Origin of the sequence: Microcella sp., assembly GCF_051860105.1 — a bacterium.
Classification (GTDB): domain Bacteria; phylum Actinomycetota; class Actinomycetes; order Actinomycetales; family Microbacteriaceae; genus Microcella.
The window spans coordinates 48,917-66,794 of the sequence record NZ_JBHYEO010000011.1 but is presented as its reverse complement, the minus strand read 5'-3'; the positions used below and the strand labels follow the sequence as shown (position 1 = coordinate 66,794).

The 17,878-nt window shown below is 63.7% G+C and carries 12 protein-coding genes; 3 read left to right on the top strand and 9 right to left on the bottom strand.

Annotated elements, in window-relative coordinates; all coding sequences use genetic code 11:
• The 3 genes from ACTIE9_RS08035 to ACTIE9_RS08025 form a co-directional block, all read right to left on the bottom strand.
• Entirely contained in the window at positions 1-666 is a 666-nt protein-coding gene (locus ACTIE9_RS08035) for a VWA domain-containing protein (protein WP_439565062.1), read from the bottom strand.
• Entirely contained in the window at positions 663-2,165 is a 1,503-nt protein-coding gene (locus ACTIE9_RS08030; protein ID WP_439565061.1) for an ADP-ribosylglycohydrolase family protein, read from the bottom strand. Before ACTIE9_RS08030 ends, ACTIE9_RS08035 begins: the two co-directional genes overlap by 4 nt.
• A gap of 153 nt (positions 2,166-2,318) precedes the next feature.
• On the bottom strand, positions 2,319-3,245 hold the full coding sequence (locus ACTIE9_RS08025) for an ARPP-1 family domain-containing protein (protein WP_439565060.1): 927 nt from the start codon (positions 3,243-3,245) through the stop codon (positions 2,319-2,321).
• A gap of 177 nt (positions 3,246-3,422) precedes the next feature.
• Here ACTIE9_RS08025 and ACTIE9_RS08020 point away from each other — a divergent pair, with 177 nt between their 5' ends.
• Positions 3,423-4,163 (top strand): hypothetical protein, encoded by a 741-nt coding sequence (locus tag ACTIE9_RS08020; RefSeq protein WP_439565059.1) that lies wholly within the window; start codon positions 3,423-3,425, stop codon positions 4,161-4,163.
• A 45-nt stretch (positions 4,164-4,208) separates the two neighbouring features.
• Here the strand turns inward: ACTIE9_RS08020 and ACTIE9_RS08015 are convergent, their stop codons facing one another.
• From ACTIE9_RS08015 to ACTIE9_RS07990, 6 genes are all read right to left on the bottom strand, one after another.
• Positions 4,209-4,448: a toxin gene (locus ACTIE9_RS08015; protein WP_439565058.1), complete on the bottom strand. Its 240-nt coding sequence runs from the start codon at positions 4,446-4,448 to the stop codon at positions 4,209-4,211.
• Positions 4,445-4,699 (bottom strand): ribbon-helix-helix domain-containing protein, encoded by a 255-nt coding sequence (locus ACTIE9_RS08010; RefSeq protein WP_439565057.1) that lies wholly within the window; start codon positions 4,697-4,699, stop codon positions 4,445-4,447. Before ACTIE9_RS08010 ends, ACTIE9_RS08015 begins: the two co-directional genes overlap by 4 nt.
• Positions 4,700-4,742: 43 nt before the next feature.
• Entirely contained in the window at positions 4,743-6,077 is a 1,335-nt protein-coding gene (locus ACTIE9_RS08005; protein ID WP_439565056.1) for a DUF2130 domain-containing protein, read from the bottom strand.
• Between the two features lie 100 nt (positions 6,078-6,177).
• Entirely contained in the window at positions 6,178-8,064 is a 1,887-nt protein-coding gene (locus tag ACTIE9_RS08000) for a DUF262 domain-containing protein (RefSeq protein WP_439565055.1), read from the bottom strand.
• Positions 8,065-8,225: 161 nt separating this feature from the next.
• Entirely contained in the window at positions 8,226-11,675 is a 3,450-nt protein-coding gene (locus ACTIE9_RS07995) for an SNF2-related protein (RefSeq protein WP_439565054.1), read from the bottom strand.
• The gene (locus ACTIE9_RS07990; protein ID WP_439565053.1) at positions 11,672-15,772 is read right to left on the bottom strand and encodes an Eco57I restriction-modification methylase domain-containing protein; all 4,101 of its coding nucleotides are present in this window, start codon (positions 15,770-15,772) and stop codon (positions 11,672-11,674) included. Before ACTIE9_RS07990 ends, ACTIE9_RS07995 begins: the two co-directional genes overlap by 4 nt.
• A gap of 642 nt (positions 15,773-16,414) precedes the next feature.
• Between ACTIE9_RS07990 and ACTIE9_RS07985 the strand changes: the two genes are divergently transcribed.
• A complete protein-coding gene (locus tag ACTIE9_RS07985) occupies positions 16,415-16,876 on the top strand; it encodes a DUF1643 domain-containing protein (RefSeq protein WP_439565052.1) in 462 nt (153 codons plus the stop codon).
• A 338-nt stretch (positions 16,877-17,214) separates the two neighbouring features.
• Complete coding sequence (locus tag ACTIE9_RS07980; protein ID WP_439565051.1) at positions 17,215-17,769, top strand: hypothetical protein; 555 nt, start codon at positions 17,215-17,217, stop codon at positions 17,767-17,769.
• Positions 17,770-17,878: the final 109 nt, after the last annotated feature.

The following is a 17,878-nucleotide window of genomic DNA, read 5'->3' as shown; positions in this document are numbered from 1 at the left end:
TTACTTCTCGTCCTCGAGGCGGTCGGCATCCGCGGCACCCCGGCTCGGTGCGGCCATGACGCGCTCGCTGCGGTCGAACTCCTTCTTCGACCCGGCGCGCACGTCGGTGAGGTATCGGCCGAGCGAGGCGCTGCTGGCCTGCACGGCGTCGGCGTCGACGTCCCACGCCATCGAGCTGGCGGGGTCGAAGCCGAGGTCGCGGCCGACCGCGATGGCGTCTTGCCCCGCGGCGAGGAAGACGAAGTCCCAGCCCAGCTCGTCGGTGAGCCCGGTGATGAGCCGGTTGACACGCTCGCCCGTCCAGCGCGTGCTGGCGTTCTCGTGCCCGTCGGTGACGACGACGACCTGCACGGTCGCGGGCTGCGCGTGCACGGGCATGGCCGAGAGCGCCGAGCGGAAGCCTTCGAGCGAGTCGCCGAGAGCATCCAGCAGCGCGGTCATGCCGCGGGGCTCGAGTTGCACGCGCACCGACGCGGGGTCGGCGAAGGTCGCCTGGTGCTCGACGTCGTCGTCGAACGCGACGATGTCGACGGTCAGTCGGCCGGGCAGGGCGGCCTGCTGGGCGAGCAGGCTCTCGAGCCCGCCGACCATGTCGTCGCGGATCGCCTGCATGGATCCGCTGCGGTCGATGATGAGCAGCAAGGCGGTGTAGGTGGGGTCGGTCATGATGCCTCCGTGCTTTCGGTGGCCGAGCGTGCGGCCTGATCGGTGATGCGCGTAAGGGCCTCGCGCAGGAAGCGCTTCGGCGACGCGGCGGGGAGCGCCGCCACGACGTCGGCGAGCGCCTGCTCGACCGGCACGCCGCGGTGCAGCGCCGCATAGAGCGCGGCGACGGAGGGCGTACGGCTCTGGGCGACGACGCAATGGAGCAGCACGGTCTTGCCCTCGGCGCGCAGGGCGGCGATGGCGTCGACCGTGTCGCGCAGCACGAGGTCGAGGTTCGGGTTCGCTTCCGGCTCGTCCTTGTCGATGAGCCAGACCTCGACGTGGTCGGTCGCCCGGCGCTGGTCAGTCCCGATTCGGCAGAGCGACACGACCGCGTCGGCGGGCGACTCGTCGAGGTCGACGATCGAGCCGAGTAGCACCCCCGGGTCGTGCGGGTGCGGGGTGAGCGAGCGCTCGGGGTACCAGCCGAGGTAGTCCATGCGGGGGCCGGTCGGCCAGCCCGTGTCGTCGGGCTCTCCGCCGCGCGCGGCGAGAGTGCCGAGGGCGACGAGGTCGTGCGCGCGCAGGCCGGGGTGCCCGTGCAGCACCCGCCGCCAGGCGCTCGGCACCGAGCTCGCGCCGAACGCCGCGCCGAGCAGCCCTCCGGCGATGGCGGCGACCGTGTCGGTGTCGCGGCCGCCGCGGACGGCGCGCTCGAGCCCCTCAACCAGCGCAGTCCCGTCGCGGAGGGCAGCACCATCGGAGTGCGCGGCGACCGCACCGTGGATGCTCGACCACGCCCCCTGCAGCGCTTCGACGACCCAACCGTTGCGCGCGAAGTCGCGCGGCCGGCGCTGCTCGGCATCGTCGAGCAGGGCGGCCCAGCGGTCGCGCCGTGCGGCGGGGAGGGCGGGCAGGCCGATGCGAGCATCCAGGTCGCCGGTGAGAACCGCGTGCCGGATGGCGAGGGTCCAGAGCACGCAGGCGTCGCCCGCGTCGTCGTCCCAGTGGGTGAGCGAGCTGAGGGCGCGCGCGGCCTCGGCGGCGGCGTCCGCATCGTGAAGGAGTGCGAGGGCGACGGGCGCGGTGCGCATGAGCGATCCGTTGCCCGCCGACCGACCGGTGCGCTCGTGCAGGGCCTGCGCGGCGGCGCGCGCGGCGGCCGCGGTTCCCCCGGTGCGCTCGGCCTCGGCGAGCACGGCCCGGGTCTGCACGCCGACGTCGGCGGCCGTGCGGACCCAGGTGATCCACGCGGCGACGATCCCGTCGAGCACGGCCTCATCGCGCAGGTCGGCTCCGCGGGCGGCGGCCTGCGCGATGGGCACGGCCATGGCGGTGTCGTCGGTCCACTCCCCCGGCGCCCAGCCGAACCCGCCCCCGCCCATCATGCCGACGACGGCGGCGTCGGGCAGCGGGTCGCCGAACTCGTAGCCGGCGCCGAGGGCATCGCCAGCGGCGAGGCCGAGCAGCACGCCGGCCGCGCGGTCGGTCGAGACGGACGGGCGAAGGGAATGGGTCATGCGGTCTCCTTGGGGTTCTCGAACGGTAAGCGTGAGGACTGACATTGACGGGTTCGCTCACGTACGCCGGGGTGGCCAGCTCGCGAGTGGCGATGTGCCGCTGTTGTCATGTGACATCGACGACACATCAGCCTGAAGACACTCCGTCACAGGTCAGACGGCGGCGAGCAGCGGGTGGGCGCGGTCGAGCGCGGTGAGGTGCAGCAGGCCGCGCTCGGTCGGGCCGGCGGCGCCCCCGGCGACCCGCACCCCGAGCCCGGTGGCGGCGATGCGGTCGTCATCACGGGCGACCTCGAACCAGCGCTCGCCCGCCTCGCCGCCGTGCAGTCGTCGACCCTGCAGGGCGCGGGCGAAGGCGCGAGCCCGCTCGGCGGGGGTGGCGACGGGGTCGGCGAGCCGGGCATCCACCGCCGCGGACTCCACGATGCCGGCGTAGCGCGAGCGCAGACCCGAGCCCGAGCAGAACAGTTCGAGGCCCATGATGCGCCCGCCGATGCCGATGATGACGCCGCGCTGGCCCTCGATCATGCGGGGCACCCGGATGCTCTGCCGATCGAGCTGGTGCGTGAACGAGCGCGTCTCGCTGCGGCCGAGGCGCTGCTCGATGGCGTCGATGCGGTGCCACACGCGCGACTGGCGGTCGGCGCGCTGCAGCTCGCCGCGTTCGTCAGGATCGACGACGCGGTGCTGCGCCGACTCGTCGCCGTAGCGCACGACGAGCGAGGCGCGGCGGCCGCCCGCGCTGTGGTCGGCGGCTCCGCCCCAGCGGCCCTGCTCGATGCACAGCGCGGGCAGCTCGCGGCGCTCGCGCGGAGCGAGCACCATGCTGCGGGCGAGCATGCGGTTCTGCCAGCCGCCCTCGAGCAGGTCGCCCTCGAGGGCGACGAGCGAGCGGTCGGCGAGGTTCTCGGCCTCGAGGGTGTCGACAGCGGCACCGTCAGCTCGCTCGGCAATGCGGAGGGACGCAGGAGACCAGTCGAGCGAGCCGATGCGCGGCGCATCGACCCAGACGGGGAAGACGGTGAGGCCGGCCTGGTGGGTGCCCTGGCCGACGTGGAGGGCGGGGATCGTGGTGTGCATGAAGGCCTCCTGGGTGTTGTGGTCCTGTGTTCTCGAGCCCCGAAACTGGAGGTCGATACGATTAGCGCTGTAATGCGTCAATACCGTACCACACGGTTTGCGCGGACTTGAGATTATTCATCTGATACTGTCTCACCACCCACCGACATCCGCCGCAGCCCACCAGAGGAGACCCGCTTGATCGACGACCAGCTGCTCATCGACCGCATCCGCCGCCCCCGCCCCGACGGGCTGGCGATCGTGCCGGGGTCGCTCCCCGTGACGAGCTTCGGCGACCCGCGTTCGGCCCGCGTCGCGAGCGTCGGCATCAACCCGAGCGTCAGCGAGTTCTGCTCGGGCAAGAAGGGCAAGCCACTGCTCGAGCCGGCCAAGAAGCGGTTCGTCGACCGCGAGGCCCTCGGTCTCGGCGAGCATGACGAGCCGACCGAGGAGCAGGCACTCCGCGTCGCCGAGAGCTGCGACCGCTACTACGACGTCAACCCCTACTGGTCGTGGTTCTCGCCGATGCAGACCTACGTGATGGACCCTCTCGGCGTCTCCTACAAGGACCGCACGGCGGTGCACCTCGACCTGGTGCAATGGGCGACCGACCCGGTGTGGTCGCGCATCGAGAGCAACGACGTTCAGAACCGCCTGGTCGACGACGACCTGCCGTTCCTGCGCGCACTGATCGCGCAGGGCGGCTACGACCTCATCGTGCTCAACGGAAAGACGGTCGTCGAGACCTTCCGTCGATTCGGGATGTTCGAGGTCGAGCACGAGGAGAAGCGCGTTCTCGGCGGCACGACCCGCACCACGCTGCTCACCGGAACGGTCGGCGGGCGCCGCGCCCTCGGGTGGACCCTCAATGTGCCCGGCCAGAACCTGAAGGTGCAGAAGCAGGGGCTCGCCGAATGGCTCAGCAGCTCATGGCCCTGACACAAGCGGGCTCGCGATGCGCAACTTGAGCAAGCGATCGCCGTCTCACGGCAGCAGATCGAGCATCTGCGGCCGCGCCTTCATCGCGTGGATGACGAGCACGTTGCCGCTGTCGAACACGAGCACCACGGTCTCCAGTAGCCGGCCTTGCGTGTCAAACCCAAGCCGCAACTGCCGAGCAGGGCTGTCTTCGTCGAGGTCTTCGATCCACAGCGCCCACGTTGCGGCGTGAATCGCGTCGTCGCGCAGCACCCCGTGCTTGAGCGCCGAGTCGTGAACCCTCACGCAGTCAGCGCTTCGCGGATGACCTCAGACCGGCTCTTGCCCTCTCGCTCTGCACGCGCGTCGAGCATGGCGATCTCATCAGCGGTCAGACGGAGGGCGACAACCTGCGAAGGCTCAGCGCCACGCCCCGGGCGCCCACGGCCGCGCTTCTTGAGTGCCGCGACGTCGTAGCCCGCTTCGGCTTCAGCGGCCCACGCGGCAATCTGCTCCTCCGTGACGGGCTTGCCGTTGATGGTCTCGTCGCGTTCCATGCTGATTATTGTATAACGAAAATACTGCGCGGGCCAGAGGGGTTCACTCCCCCGCACCGTCCCCCAGCCCCGCGAACTTCGCCGCCATCGTCGGGTTACCCCGCGTCAGCTTCTTGATCGTCACATCCTGAGCCTTGTCATTCGCCAACCGAAGGTGCCGCTCCGATCCGAGCAGTGCCTCCTTGACCTTGTTCAGCCGCTCGATCGACTTGTCGATCTCGGTGATCGCCTCCCCGAAGCGTCGCGAGGCCAAGTCGTAGTTCTTCCCGAACGCAGTCTTGAACGCATCGAGGTCCTTCTCGAAGTTGGTCACATCGACGTTCTGCGCCTTCACCAACGCCAATTCCTGCTTGTACTGCAGCGACCCGAGAGCCGCATTCCTCAGCACGGTGATGATCGGAATGAAGAACTGCGGACGCACCACATACATCTTCGAATACCGGTGCGAGACGTCGACGATGCCGCTGTTGTAGAGCTCGCTCTCGGGCTCGAGCAGCGACACGAGCACCGCATACTCGCAGTCCTTCTCGGTGCGGTCTTTGTCGAGCTCTTTCAAGAAGTCTTCGTTCTTCTTCTTGGTGGCCGTGCCGTCGTTCTCGTTCTTCATCTCGAACATGATCGACACGATCTCGGTGCCCGCGTCATCACTGTCGCGGAAGATGTAGTCGCCCTTGCTGCCCGATCGCGCGTCGTTGTCTTTCTCGAAGTACGCCTTCGGAAACGCCGTAGCGCGAATGCGGTTGAACTCGGTCTCGCAGTGCTGCTCAAGGGTCTCGCCGACCATCTTGGTCGACAGACGCGCCTTCATGTCTTTGAGCCGCTCGATCGCGTCGTCGCGATCTTTGATCTGCTGCTTGTACTTCTCTTCGAGCGCCTGCTCAGAGACTTGTCTTTCCATCGTGGCCATGGCGAGCCCGTTCTTCAGCTCGTCGCGCTCGCGCTCCACCGCGCTCAGTGCTTCTTTGACGGCAAGCTGCTTCGCCTGTTCTCCGTTCTGGATGCTCGCCTTCAGCAACTCGATCTCTGACACCTTCTTCGCCACTTCCGCTTCTAGCTTCGCGGCGTCGTCGGCGAGCTTGGCGGCGAGCTTCGCCTCAGCGAGTTCGACGGCCGCCTTGTTGGCAGACTCCCCCGCGTCGAGCTTGGCCTTCAGCGCCTGAATCTCGGAGTCTTTCGCGGCCGCAGCCTGCTGCAGCTCGCCGGCGGCTTTCGTCTCGGCGAGTTCGATCGCCCGCTGCTTCTCTCGGTCGGCGAGCTCGAGCCGCTCGTGCAGCTGCTTCTCGAAGTCGGTGTCGCGCACCTGCTTGAGGATGTCGGCGTATCCGGCCTCGTCGATCGTGAAGGCCTTGCCGCAGTTGGGGCAGATGATCTCTTGCATGTCCTGGCGCCTCTCTCCAAAGCCCTCGGGATTCCGGCAGCAGTTCGACAGCGACGACTTGCATCACATGGTGATGTCGCTGACGTGTGCGCGTATGTGTTCAGAGGAAAGACTCTGGCCCCGGCCATTCATCCACAAGCAATCGGGCGAGCCTCTCGCCTCGTTCGTCGATGGAGTCCTCATCGAATTTAACTGAATACAGGGGGTTGGTGAGCAGATCAGCATTGAGCTGCAGCGTGCTGAACTGAAGCAACTGGGCCTTCTTCGAAGCCCAGGGATCGTTGCCTAGGGCTGGATTGAGACTGCCAGTCACAAGCGAAAGGTTGCCCAATCGATGAATACGCTCTCTTCGCACTTTGTCCGCCCGCAAGTTGGCTACGTCATCGCCAGCATCAGGCAAGGGCCAGTGCTCTTCCCAACTCTGGGGAATGATGTGTTCGATCGTGAGACCTGTTGGCGCACTCCCCTGCTCGGTCTTAGCGCTTGACTTGCGAAGACGATCCTCGATGACGCGAAGCAAGAACTCGTCGCGCCGGCGTGAATACCCTTGATAGAACTTCTGCATTGACAGCTGGTCAATAAAGGCCTCGTTGCTTGGCCAAACTCGGGTCTTCTCCTCACTCTCACTCAGGTACCCGATCAACTGCTGAACGGGGTTGTTGACGGGCTGAGTGGCAGTTCCGATCGTCCGAAGCAAGCCGAGTACGAGGTTGTTGTAGTTCTTCCCGGCGCTGGGAATGACAACGAAGCGACGGACTAGGTAGCTCTCGATTGCGACGAGCGCGAGGCGCAGATCGGCTCTGGAGATCTGGTCGTCATCGGCCCAACGCCACAGCCTCAGCACAAGCGGATACACCACCGAGGTGTCCACGATCGCCAGGCGGTCGAAGAATCGGCGCTCTGGTGAGCCCTCGGCTAGCGAGTCCAACGACTTGTACCGGTCGGCATCCGCGATGAATCGATCAAGGAACGGCTGTACCAAACTTGGCTCGTCCATCTCCTTTCGAGCGATTGCCTGAAACTCGATGTAAAGCGCTGACGCGGAGATGTCACTCCCTTTCTGGTCGATGAGCCAGTGCATGAGAAACAGCTCGGCCCGAGGTCGGACGTACCGGCCTTGTCGAACCGAAGCTCTCCACCAAGGTTCCGAGAAACGTGGCGACCAGGTTTCACGGTCCAGAACGTCTAGGTCGATTCCAGTTCCTGCTCGCTTCGCACGGCGGAACACCTCGTTCTTCACCAGATCCATCGCGAGAAGCTTTTCGCCTTGGGCGTTCAGCGATTCGAAAATGCCCTGCGCATTGTCTCCGTCTTCTAGCCGAATATCGACCAGCAATAGGTGATCGTAGAGCGTGTCCCGCAGGGCGTCGAAATAGGGTTCTTCGCTGCCAGCAGGAAGGTCTTCAGCCCACTCATCGAGTTGTCCCACAAAGAAGTTGTACGCGTCAGTAACGTTCGATTTGCGGTTGCCCGCCAGCGAGACGCCCTCCATCACCGCCAAGAACGCATCCTGATCTTGTCGAGTGGGGCTTAGCTTGAATCGGGCCAGGCCTGTCAGCTCAAGATCCTCGTCTTGCTGCCAGAGGCGACGAAGCCTGGATGCGTGTTTATGCATCCCTTTCGCGTCGCACATTCTGGTGGCCGCTGCCAGGAAAAGTAGGGTCGTAGTCAGGCGTTGTTGGCCGTCGATTACTTCCTGCGTAGTGACCTCACCTTCCTTGACGGGCTGGTCGATGACCACGGCACCAAAGAAGTGTGGCGTCATCGGCGCGACGCGGCTCTCGTCACCGTCAGCCTGAGCAACCAACTTCGATCGCTCCATATAGGCGTCGGCGGTCTCCTTGATGTCGGTCCAGTACGGGCCAAGCCGATCCTTTTCTGGGTCGTTTGCATCATGCACCCACACATAGGGCCGCTGATACAGCGGCACGACATAGCGATCGGTGCCCGGCAGCAACCGCTTCAGGGGTTTGGCGTCTGCCTTCACTGTTCTCCTAAGTTCGACCGAAACGGGGATGCCCCCTCAGGTGTGCTCTTAATGCCGAATCGAACACTGGAGGGGTGGTGTTTAGTTGAGGGCGTATCGACTAGAGATTACGCCGGTCGAGCCACGCAGCTTTTGCCACTTCGTGGGTGCAGTTAGGGTCGTCAAACAGTCTTCGTGCCCTTCACAGCCATCCAAGCAACCAGTCGGACCTCACCAAGCGCAACCGACGGCAACGGCTTCACTGGTGGTGGCGCCTGAATGCCGCCGGCGTCGAGTGCGGCGAGTACGTTTTCAACACGTTCACGGGCGGTGCGCCCCTCGTTGAGCGCCCGACGAACCGACTTCTCCACCTTCTTCGAAGGCACTGCCCGGAGGCGTAGCAGCGTCCCGCGTTGGTCATCGAGGAATCCACCTTCTGCACGCACGAGATCGAAGGCGTCACGAAATGACTTCGGTGAGTCAGGCTGCAGATTGTTCGGATCAGTGAGCTCCTGCCAGCGAGCGTGGACGCTCTCCTGCGCGACAGCCCACGCGTCGTAGGCGCGATCGTAGACCGTCTCGTTCATCCACCGGGGAGTTCGGGGCCCGCCCGGGTCGGCGGTGATGAGTGCTCGTAGCGTGTCGGACTGAACGATCGGTTCACCCTCATAGAGCATCGGCTCCCACTGTTCGGTCACCGGCACCAGTCGGAACCATGGCTGGGAGTGCCCGGCGATCTTCACACAGAAGACGAACGCGTTGCCCTCGAGCCTCGGATTCTCGTAGCCACTGCCGGAGCCGTAAGGCAAGTCCTTTGCTTCGCGGCCAAAGACAGGGTCTTGATCGAACGCGTTGTAAAGCCGCCGTCGATACTCCTCACCCGATAGTGCTGCAGATGACCCCCTCGACTCGACCAGATCCTCGATCTGCTCGACGATCTCGTCAGGGGACGACGCGTCTGTGATGACCACCTCACGGCCCTTGCGGCCAGGCAAAACTTCTCCTGCGCCGACCGCTGCCTCGGCCTGTGCGAGCTTCCGCTGCAGGGTCCGTTCCAGCCCGAGGAGGTCATCGAGTCGATCAGAGGGAAAGAACAGTCCCAGGTTCACCGTCTCGTGCTTGCTACCGATGCGGTCTACGCGGCCGTGGCGCTGCACGATTCGCATGGGGTTCCACGGCAGGTCGTAGTTGACGATCTGTGCGGCCTGCTGAAGGTTCACGCCTTCTGCCAGCACGTCAGTGGTGATGAGTATGTCGAAGTCATCGGTGTGCAGCGGCTCGCCGGCGTCATTCAGTTCGCCGGCGGTCCGAGGAGCAAAGCCGGCGATCGTGGATGCCCTGCCGCCCTGGTCGACGCTTCCCGTGTCGCCGCGCTTCTGGGTCGAGGCGTAGTTGCCAAGAATTGGTGGAGCCACTCGGTCCCGATAGTCGGCAAGTGGCGAGCCGTCCGCAGCAGCTGCGATAGCGGCGGTCACCTCTTCGTGAAGGGCGACCACGGTGTCGGAGTATGTGGAGAACACGATCACCTTCCGGCGATCTCCCGACGACACGCCACGCGCGTCCACTGCGCGAGCGGCCGTCGCGATCGCCTCCAGCTCCTTAACGAGCTGATCCGCTTTCGGCTCGCCGTCGGCGATGGTCTTCTCCGCGAGTGCGCGCAGGCGACCGATTAGTTCGAGGTCGCTTTCCACATCGGCTTGAAGTTGATCGGCCCGGTAAAGGTCGACCGGCTGTGCTTGCTCTTTGTCGTCGTCGTCGAGCGCCTTGACGAAAAGATCGAGGTCGTCCGACTCGGACGAGCCCCACTCACGCAGCGCTTCACCGATGAGCACGTATCCCTTGTCGAGGCCGTCGAGGAAGGCGGTATGTGCGCGGGTGAGGGTGTCCAGAGTTGCGCGAAGGGCGTGTGGTGACGACTCGAGACGCTTCAGCATTGCTGAGCGGAGGAGACCAGAGTTGGAAAGTTGGTAGGCCTCCATGGCGTCATCTGTGCGGTAGGCGCTGGTCACGTAGCGCGCGAGAATCAGTCGGTTGGGGTCAGCCGACTGCTTGCGGTAAAGATCGTGGGGGTCATCGAAGTCGGGCAGCTCTAGGGCGTAAATCATCGCGTCGATCAGCTCGATGTCTGAATCGTCAAGCTCATAATCAATTCGCCGCACCTTCGCCTGCGGGAAGCGGATCAGCATCGGCTTGCCGTCTGGGCCGGTGATCTCCTCGTTGGGGTAGAGCTCTTTCACGAACTTCCGTGTGCGGCGCACGGCCACTTGATCCATCAGGTCGAACAGGTGCTCGGGGGTGAGGTTCTCCGGGTCGAGCGCGCGAGCGGCTTGGATGTACTTGCGAATCGACGGGATGCCGATTGAGGCAAATCGGGCATCATCGCGAACGAAATACCGAATGAGTGTCTCAAGATCGCTCAGGGAGTTGTTGACCGGCGTCGCGGTGAGCAGCAGGGTCTTCTTCGGGTACCGACCGCTGAGGATGACACTGTCGACGGCAGTCGCTCGTGCGGTGCCGGCATTACGGAGGTTATGTGCTTCGTCGACGACGACGAGTGCGTAATCCTCTGCCTGCTTCACGAACGCTTCGTCGTATCCGGTCGATTCGGGGTCGACCTTGTTTCTGACTTCTTCGTACGACATGACGTCGACGCCGCGGAACCAGTGCCTCCGCAAGAACGGCACCCACATTGACGTGCGAAGCGCTGCAGGCGCGATGATGAGCACCCTCTGACGATTCTGTTCGGTGGCCTTTTGGATGACTTCCGCAGCAAGGAAGGTCTTGCCGAGACCCACTTCGTCCGCCACAAGAACGCCGCCCAGCTCATCAAGCAACCGCTCCATCCGGGCAACACCGTCGGCTTGGAAGCGAGTGAGGTTGAATGCGGTCGACTTTGGCTGCGCCTCTTCATCGAGATGGGGGCCGTAGAGCTCCCACAGCATGCGAAGGAACACCGACCACGGAGTATGGGGCGCCCACTGCTGTTCGTAGTAGCCGGCCAGATCGTAGGTCTCGCTTGCAGCCCAGAGCTCGTCGAACCAATCGCGCACGTTCTTGACGTAGTGCGGGTCGCCTGCCGGATAGCCGAGATTCAGTTCAGCATTCCGTGACAGCCCAGCGAGAGTCATGTTGGATGAGCCCGCGAGAACTGCGGCGAGGGTCGAGTCGTCGCTGATGTAGGCCTTGCCGTGAAGGAATCCCTCGACGTAACGCCGGACCTCGACGCGCGGTCCGCCGTGTTCGTTGACGCTCCGAAGCCACGCCACCAGTGCCTGCGCGTTGCGGGACGCCAGTCGTTCGAAGCCCGTCGTGTCTCGCTCAGCCTTCATCCACGAGTCGTGCTCGTCGAGCGCGGCCTGAATGCGCTCGACAGCGCCTTCGTCCTCACCGGCGATCGCGCGAACGATGTCCTCCTGTGGCTCTGCGCCCAGCAGCAGTCGAATTCGTGGTACCTGCCCCAGCTCATCGGCGAGAAGCGCGAAACCGCCGGGATTGATGTAAGCGGTGGCGATCGCCGCAGCTGGAGTCACTGCCAGCTTGGTGCGGATGATCCGATACATCTTGTTGATTTCGGCCGCCACCGTCATCGACGGGTTGTTGGTGGCAAACGCGGGAAGTTGGTCCTCGGTCATGCCATCTCCGCCCATTTCTCGTAGTGCTCGAGCACTGCGTCGAGTCTGTCCTGGTAGTCCCAGCCTCGGTGGAAGGTCGCGAAGACGTGTCGCACTTGCTCCGCTGAAAGGCCAAAGAGCAAAGACACCAGCGCATCGAGCTCGGCGATGAGGTCCGACTTGACCGGATCATCCTTCGCTGAGCCCACCTCGACACCGACTTGTGCAGCCCAATCGCTAAAGCGCTCGTCGATCGCCGCCAATCGCCCCGCAGCGACAACTACCCGTCTCGATATCGGCGAATCAGGGTCGTAGGTCGGAATCGGTAGACCGTTGAAGATGTGGAGGTTCATGTGTAGCTCGACATACTTGCGGGAGTACCAGTCGAGTGGAATCGAGCAGAGCACGCCAAGCAAGTACGCCTCCGCACTCTCGTCCCCGTCGAATCGAAAGGCGTACGGAGCGCTGTTGACCAACAAGGTTCCAGGCGGCACCAAGGCGGCGATGCTCGTTCGCGTGTTCGTTGCGTTGGTCACGTCACGGAATGCAATCCGTGGATGCTTGTATGGAAGCGTCATTGGATCGGCCGCCCATAACAACGGTTTGGCATAGAAGGCCGCTGCCCGAAGTCCGATCTGCCGCCGACGCTTCGCCTGAAGGGCGGCTTCCACAGTTGACTGGTCGGCCCAGGCGTAGATCTCGGCGGTTTCTGGCGTCCAAATATCGAAGCCTGCACCTCCTCGGACTGCGAGACGCCCCGTCGCTTGGGGCCCGGCGTCAAATATTGGTCGATCATTCGTCGCGTGGAACTCGGCAACTGGCCGGAAGTCCCAGCCGGGGCGAACAGCGTCCAGCCGTGGGGCTTTTCGAAGTTGGGTGAAGATCTCGACGCTGTCAGAGTCAGGAAGATTCGGCAGAGCGGCGTGCTCGCTAGCGGCGAGCAGAGCCGCAAAGTCGATCGTCCCGAGATCGTGACGGCCGGCGAGGAACTCACTTTCGCTCGAGAACGGACCCGCGATTTGGAGCTTGCCGTCGGGGGTCTTCGTCAAGGCGCTGAGGGACATCGAGTACTGCGGGTGGATCAGGAATACCCACTGTCGATTGTTGATCAGGCCGACGATCTCGGCGCGCGACTTCGGCAGTACATTCTTCCGCCACTCGGCAGTTCCTGCGGAGTTCATAAGTGAACGGGGAGTGATGAAGGCGATCGTTCCGCCCTCGCGGAGCAGGTGCCAGTATCGCCATGCGAACGCTTGATATAGGTCTACGTCACCCGTGCCGAGGCCGGGGTACGGACCTGTCAACAGGACTTTTCGCAGTGCGTTGACCGCGTCGATCTCGCGCTGAAGCTCTGGAAGCAAATCTGCCCGATCGCTCCGGAGCCGCTCGATCTCTGCCTTCAACTCTGCGGGCTTCAGTCCTAGAAGCCCGGGTCGCACGCGGAGCCAAAACTTTGGCTCTTCAACCATCACTTCTTCCCAGGGGGGATTGCCCAAGAGAACGTCGAATCCTGGGGTCTCGCGGACGAATACCTCAGGGAAAAGCACCGGCATGTGTGCGGGCTTGAGTGGCGCAACTATCGTGGCCGGCTCAGTCGTGTCGACCAGTCGAGAGATGTGCTCTTCTTTTGTGATGGAGACGGACCATAGTCCGAGACGAACCGCGACTGCAGCGTCAAAGATGCGGCTTGCAGGGGCTGCCTTGGCTTTCGCTTCTGCCAGCAGCTCGGCGGCTCGCTGCACTTCTGCCTTGCCTGCCTCGGCCGCGTTCGCGACGTCGGCAAGGAGCGGTAGCGAGTCCTTGAGGTAGTTGGTGACCGCTGTGCGCACCATGAGTTGGTGGCCGGTTTCGCTGCGTGTGGTGTCGACTCCACCGAACAAGCCATCGTCCTGTATCGAGACGGTGGGCGTGGCGCTTGCGCTTGCAGGTGCGCCGACGAGTGAGTCGATGGCTTCGTCTATCGTGCCGATTCCGGTAAGGCTGTTCGCGCATACAAGTCCGTGGTCCAGGTTCGACATGGGAAGGCCCGGGACGAAGGTGTGGATCCAGAGCGCGAGTCGCGCGAGCTCGACGGCAAGCGGGTTGATGTCTAGCCCGTAGATGCAGCGGCGGGCGATCTGCCGCCGCAGCAACCCGACCTCTTCAACCTCGGATTTCGCGACCTCGTCGGAACCAAGAGCGTCGCGCGCGACACCTGCGATGGTGAGGAGCTCCTGACGCACGTCGGGAACGTCATGCTCGGTCAGGAAGGTGCGCATCAGCGCTTCGATCTTGTCGATTGCTGCGACCAGGAAGTGCCCGGAGCCCATCGCCAGGTCGGCCACACGGAAGTCGAAGAATTCGGTGCGGGAAACGCTCTTCCCTTGAGAAAGCCTTCCGGCGATCTTCTCGAGGTGGGCCTCGAGCGCTGGCGTGATGGAGCGTTCGATGAGGTGATCGACGACGACCTTGGGGGTGAAGTAGGAACCAGTCGCTTTGCGCTCCCCAGATGCACCATGGAAGTAGACGCTGCCCTTCGGGGCTTCGATCAGATCGTCGGCTACTGCGGGTTTCCATGCACCATTGCGGTCGGTCGTGAGGTCAGCATCCGCGATGGAAAGGCTCGACTCCAGAAGCCCCTCGTAAATCGTTCCGAACTCTCGAACGCTCAACGCTCGAAAGTCCACCGGCCCCGGCACTCCTTCAGGCGTGACGTCAACAAGAAGGTGCTGCAGTGCCGGGCCCAGCACGGAATCTGGTAGCGACAGCTGCGCCAAGAGCGCACCCTCTGAACTGTGGGTGGACGCCGACGCGAAGAGGCCACCGTTGTAAGCAGGCACCTGCCACTGCTTGTTGCCCTGATCGATTGCGTTCCACACCTGCACAAGGTCAAGCCAGATCGACGCCGCGTCGCCGAAGTCAGTTGCGTCAATGTCCAGATTTCGTCGGGCAATCGTCTTCAAGCTGTTGGCGTCATAGCCTTCGTTTCGCCCCGACGGTAGAAGTCCGCGGTCTTCCGCATAGGCCTGGAAGAGCAGACGGAACAAGATACGTAGTGTGAGCGCGTACGCAGTGTGCAGGCCGTCGGTGTCGATCTTTAGACCGATGCTCGGCAGCCTTTCCGCAACGGCGCGTGCAATTGGCGGCACGACTTCCTCATAGATGCGTTGGCGAAGTCGTAGTCCGAGCCCTATGGCGTAGCGGGCGCTGTCGCGTAGCAGTTCGTCAGTAGTGCCGTCCTTGGCCAGTGCAGCTGCGGAAAACACCAGGGCGAGCAGCGCGGCTTGAGCGTCATCGATGGACGAGAGGTCGATCTCGAAGAAGGTCTCGACCTGACCCTTTTGACCGACACCTACGCCGACTGTGCCTGGGTATAGGCGGAGTGCGTCTTTGCGGAGGCCGATAACCCACGGAAGGCCCTGACGTTGAGCCACGGCCAGGCCGAACGCGATGGGCGTGAGCTGATACCGAGGGGACTTAGCGTCGAAGTGTTCCGATTCATCGAGCAACACCGCCACCGCACGAGGCTCCTCCGAATCTCCCGTTGCGGCGGCCAGGATCTGAGTGTCCCCGGTGCCCGCCGTAGCGCGAAATCCGAGCGCGTCGATCAACTGTTTGCCACGAAGTGCCAAGAGGGGCTTCGCTTGTTCGCCTTTGGACGTCCAGTCGAGTCGGGAGGGAACGTTGTGCTCGAGGTGGTGCTTGGCGAACAGTCCGTTGTTCGTCCACCCCACGCCGCCGGAGTCGACCTGCCGGCGAAGTGCCGCGATTCTGTTGAATGCTGCGGTCGAGTCGGGCTCATCGAGCACTGACTGAAGTTGCCGCTGTGCCTGGTTTGCGGCCAGAACAATGATTTCAGCGCGCGGGTCGGGGCCGTAGAGCCAGGTGCGGTTTCCGTCGGTGACTGCCACGACGAGCGTTATGGTGCGGCTGCCTTTGCGAAGAGTGAAGAGCTTGTCCAGCACACCGCGCCCTGGCTCTGCGCCAACGGTTGCCGTAGCGATCTGGAGTCCGCCAAGTCCGTCTGGGTCCGGGCCGATGTATACCTTGTGGAGAAGAGCCCCAGCAGGTGAGGCGCCGCTCCAGTCGACAGCTTGGGCAGCGCGCAGCGCCAAGCTGCTCACTGCTTCATTTGCCACGTCGGTTTCTCGATTCGCTCATGTTCGGTTCTTCAGTCTGTCAGGCAGTCAGGCGAATCGGTGGACGGCGCCCGACTGCCGGAAATTACACCGTCCGACGGGGGCAACCCCAGGTTCCTCTTCGGTCATGAGGCAATGATTTCTCACAGCTCTGACAGAGCAGGGAGCCCGGCCCGCATTGTCGAACGTATGTTCCACTCTGAACAGATGGGCACCAATCGTCGCTATGCGGATCGTATCGATCAGCAAATGGCGGCACGCGCGCAGCAGGTTGCCAGCGTCAACCGACCGGTTGGTCTTTCGCCCATCGAAGTGGACTTAGCCGCTCAACCAGCTAGATCGAACGGCGCCCCGGTGCCGATCAGGGCACGGGTTCAGTCACGCCGACCGCGGCGCAGCTCGAGGGCGTAGCCGTCGAGTGGAATGACGTCGCGGTCCATGTTGAGATCATCGACGCCGCGGGACGGCGGCATCGCTTGTGGGTGTGGGCAAGCGCCATCGAACGAGTTAACCCGCAAAGGTGATCGCTCACGATCAAGCGAACGGGCCACGGTGGCACCGCCCACCCAAATAGTCGCGATGAGATGTCAAACTCGAGCTTGTGAACGAAGAAGAGCGAGAGCTGCCCCAAGGCGCGCGTCAGTGACGAAGTTCGTGTCAGCCACAGCCGACATTAGCGGTGCGTATCGTTACTCGCTGACCCGTGTCTGGGACGAGACGCAGCCAACCCTTACCTTCGTACTCCTCAACCCGAGTACGGCTGACGCTAAGGAGCTCGACCCGACCCTTACGCGATGCTTCAACCGTGCCCAGCGCAACGGCTTCGGCAGCATGCTCATCCTGAACCTCTTTGCCTTTCGCAGCACCTACCCGAGGGTCATGAAGGCAGCGAAAGACCCCATAGGGCCAGAGAACGACTTGGCCTTAAGCCGGGCGACCGGCACAGTGGTGGCCGGCTGGGGCAATCACGCCACGCCTGAACGAGTGGCGCACGCATTGACACTGCTACCCGCGCTGCACGTGCTCGGGCTCAACAAGGGCGGACAGCCGACACATCCCCTGTACGTCCGAGGCGACGCCCCGTTGATTGAGTGGAAACCATAAGCGGAACGAAGCCGGCTTTCATCGGATGCGAGTTTGACCGTGTTCTCTGATGAAGACCATTGGGCGTTTAGGCCCCGAAAGTCGACGTCAAGTGCTACTCGAGCGGACTGCGGAGCGCGTGAGCCACGGGAAGTAAGGCGGTGGTTTCACACCCCGCGCGGCGCCGGTGCTTCCGGTCGGTAGCCATCACGCGTAAACTGCTACGTGGCACCGGAATGTGCCCGCGGCTCGCGTGAAGGCTTCGCCATTTCCAGTAGTTCGGTAGTGCCAAATCCGTTGATCACACATATTGGCTCCACCGTTATGCGAGCACGGACGAGCCAGAAATGTGAATCAACATGGACACTATTCGCTACTTTAAGGACCTCGCCAAGGCGCGGCACCGTGAAATCGGCGGGTCGATCGAGGGAGAGCTCGTCGGCTTGCAAAAGGTGCAGCATTTGGTCGCCGTGAACGCCGGCTACGCGTCGTGGGATGCGTTGCTGAGGGCTTCACCTGCAGACCGGGATCTCGCGGTGGCGATGACCATCGAACCGCACCTGTGCATCAACGGGTTCGGGGCAGGCTACTTCGACCTGCCGCTCGAAGCTCGTCGAGATCGGTTTGTCGGATGGCGCCTTGAACTCCGCCAACGCGCGAACCACGTCGCGGAGATCCGCGACTGGCTGGAGAGCAACGTCGTACCTCGCAAGACCATCAACTACGACTACGGCAGCTACAGCATCAAGCACATGGCCGAACGGCACCTCGGGGATTACGTCGCTAACGGTGAATTGATCGCGGCGGCGATCATTGGCGGCTACACCTACCGTCGCGAGGAAGGCCTGTCGCCCAACGCCGCGTTCGGCATGAGCTCACGGAGCCTCGCGGCGCTCAGACAACGCGCCGCGTAGGTCAATCTCGAGCTGACCCGCCGTTCGCGCCCCGACACCAGTAACCGGGAGCACAGCCGGGGGGGCGCCCACCCCCCAGCTAGAGATACGGGAAAAGGGGCCCCCCCAC

What these genes read in the sequence shown, in the direction of transcription:
- ACTIE9_RS08035 (WP_439565062.1), bottom strand. Translation starts at nt 666, where the DNA reads ATGACCGACCCCACCTACACCGCCTTGCTGCTCATCATCGACCGCAGC.
- ACTIE9_RS07980 (WP_439565051.1), top strand. Translation starts at nt 17,215, where the DNA reads ATGGACACTATTCGCTACTTTAAGGACCTCGCCAAGGCGCGGCACCGT.
- ACTIE9_RS08030 (WP_439565061.1), bottom strand. Translation starts at nt 2,165, where the DNA reads ATGACCCATTCCCTTCGCCCGTCCGTCTCGACCGACCGCGCGGCCGGC.
- ACTIE9_RS08010 (WP_439565057.1), bottom strand. Translation starts at nt 4,699, where the DNA reads ATGGAACGCGACGAGACCATCAACGGCAAGCCCGTCACGGAGGAGCAG.
- ACTIE9_RS08025 (WP_439565060.1), bottom strand. Translation starts at nt 3,245, where the DNA reads ATGCACACCACGATCCCCGCCCTCCACGTCGGCCAGGGCACCCACCAG.
- ACTIE9_RS07995 (WP_439565054.1), bottom strand. Translation starts at nt 11,675, where the DNA reads ATGACCGAGGACCAACTTCCCGCGTTTGCCACCAACAACCCGTCGATG.
- ACTIE9_RS08005 (WP_439565056.1), bottom strand. Translation starts at nt 6,077, where the DNA reads ATGCAAGAGATCATCTGCCCCAACTGCGGCAAGGCCTTCACGATCGAC.